We start from the raw sequence: 1555 nt of genomic DNA on the forward strand, positions 1-1555 counted from the left end.
CGACGGATCGTGGACGCGTCGACGCCGAGATCGGCCGAGAGGGTCTTCGCATCGATATATCCGTCGGCGAGGATTCGGTGGAAGATCTCACGTCGCCGTGCGGTCGCTGACACGATTGCTCCTAGGGCTCTGGGCACTCGAATTTCTGGGTACTCGGACGCCGTGGTCGGGGTCGGTGCACGACCATAACGCACAGACGACACACCTTTGCGTGGATATTGACACTGTCTGCGCTCAGTGTGCATGATTTCGTGCAGGATTTGCTCGATTGTGCGTGATCGTTTCGCTGGCACCACGTTGTTCGGAGGTTGCACGGTAATGCTGAAGTTGGGATACAAGGCGTCTGCGGAGCAGTTCGGCCCGCGCGAGCTTGTCGAACTGGGAGTGCTGGCCGAGCGGCACGGGATGGATTCGGCGACGGTGTCGGATCACTTCCAGCCGTGGCGGCACAACGGAGGGCACGCGCCGTTCTCGCTGGCGTGGATGACCGCCGTAGGGGAGCGCACCGAGCGGTTGCAGCTCGGGACCTCGGTGCTGACCCCGACGTTCCGGTACAACCCGGCGGTGATCGCGCAGGCCTTCGCGACGATGGGCTGTCTGTATCCGGGGCGGATCTTCCTCGGTGTCGGCACCGGTGAGGCGCTCAACGAGATCGCCACCGGCTATGCCGGGGAGTGGCCGGAGTTCAAGGAACGTTTCGCCCGGCTGCGCGAGTCGGTGCGGCTGATGCGTGAACTGTGGCGCGGGGACCGGGTCGATTTCGAGGGTGAGTACTACACCACGAAGGGCGCGTCGATCTACGACGTGCCCGAGCAGGGTATTCCGGTCTATGTCGCCGCCGGTGGCCCGGTGGTGGCGCGGTATGCGGGGCGGGCGGGGGACGGGTTCATCTGCACCTCGGGCAAGGGTATGGAGCTCTACACCGACAAACTGCTGCCGGCGGTGGCGGAGGGAGCGGAGAAGGCCGAGCGCGACGTGAACCGGATCGACAAGATGATCGAGATCAAGATCTCGTACGACACCGACCCCGAGCTGGCGTTGGAGAACACGCGGTTCTGGGCGCCGTTGTCGCTCACCCCGGAGCAGAAGCACAGCATCGACGATCCGATGGAGATGGAAGCGGCGGCCGATGCGTTGCCGATCGAGCAGGTCGCCAAGCGGTGGATCGTGGCGTCGGATCCGGACGAGGCGGTCGAGCAGGTCAAGGCGTATGTCGATGCCGGGTTGAACCATCTCGTGTTCCACGCGCCGGGTCATGATCAGAAGCGGTTCCTGGAACTGTTCGAACGCGACCTCGCACCGCGCCTGCGCGCCCTGGCGTGACGAAAGACGTCGGCAGAAATATGGATACGGAAACGCGAGATGTGACGACCACGGAGGCCTGGCGAGCCCTCCAAGCTCACCGGGACGAGATCGCCGCGGTGTCCCTGCGGGAGCTGTTCGCGATCGAGCCGCAGCGGATACGGGCGTTGACCGCACACGCCGGGGATCTGGTGGTCGACTTCAGCAAACAGCGCCTCACCGCCCGCACTCTCGAACTCCTCCTCCAGTTGGC

Annotated in this window: 1 protein-coding gene and 1 pseudogene; both read left to right on the top strand. The window is 64.6% G+C overall.

Annotated elements, in window-relative coordinates; translation table 11 throughout:
• The first annotated feature begins 318 nt into the window (after positions 1-318).
• Positions 319-1323, top strand: a complete 1005-nt coding sequence (gene fgd / locus R1101_RS0123160) for a glucose-6-phosphate dehydrogenase (coenzyme-F420) (protein ID WP_016935570.1) — start codon at positions 319-321, stop codon at positions 1321-1323.
• A 41-nt stretch (positions 1324-1364) separates the two neighbouring features.
• Positions 1365-1555, top strand: a pseudogene (locus R1101_RS28365) (glucose-6-phosphate isomerase); the annotation flags it as partial.

The organism is Rhodococcus sp. R1101 (assembly GCF_000278445.1).
In the GTDB taxonomy this organism is placed as follows: Bacteria; Actinomycetota; Actinomycetes; order Mycobacteriales; family Mycobacteriaceae; genus Rhodococcus; species Rhodococcus gordoniae.